The sequence below is a fragment of the Achromobacter sp. Marseille-Q0513 genome (genome assembly GCF_018195695.1).
Lineage (GTDB): Bacteria > Pseudomonadota > Gammaproteobacteria > Burkholderiales > Burkholderiaceae_B > Achromobacter.
Map to the genome: position 1 here is coordinate 1 of NZ_JAGTJY010000472.1, position 534 is coordinate 534.

The 534-nt window shown below is 48.7% G+C and carries 1 protein-coding gene and 1 pseudogene; both read right to left on the reverse strand.

Translation table 11 applies throughout. The annotated features are described in order from the left end of the window. Positions 1 to 244: pseudogene (locus tag KDH83_RS31320) on the reverse strand (beta family protein); the annotation flags it as partial. Further along, on the reverse strand, positions 241 to 534 hold a 294-nt coding region (locus KDH83_RS31325; RefSeq protein WP_212323020.1), incomplete at its 5' end, for a hypothetical protein. The pseudogene KDH83_RS31320 and the gene KDH83_RS31325, both read right to left, overlap by 4 nt.

Genomic DNA, 534 nt, shown 5'->3' on the forward strand with positions numbered 1-534 from the left:
GTTGGTCTGGTAAGTGTGTAGCGTCGGTGGTCAGATCAAGAAAGTAAGGCAGATTTCCCATCGCCTGTTGAGCCTTCTCCGCTCCTCTTCCGAAGTCCAGTGCATTACGCCACTTGCCCAGAGTGAGGATGGGCATGATCTTTGCCTTACGAGCATCATCGAGCATCTCCAAGCCTTTTAGTTCTGCCTGTCGAGCCCGGATGGTAGGGAAGTAATGGTAATTGTCGAAATTCACATCCATCATGTTTGGTCTTCTCCGTTCGGTGCTACATCAGGTGCGGCTCTTGGCATGGCACGTTGTCCCATCTGATGACTCGCTACATACTCAAGAATTGCATTCCTATTTTGCAGGTCATGTTCCAAGCTTTTGATTCGCTCGCTAAGAACCGTATCCCTCTGGTCGAGGTTGTCTTCCAATCCTTTTATCTTTTCGTTCAGTCTCCCTATTTCGAAGGAATCTGCCTTAGCTTGCGAAAAGGCTCTGAGTAGTATCGCTGCAAAAAAGAGAGCAGCAATCCAGCCTGATCCAACAAG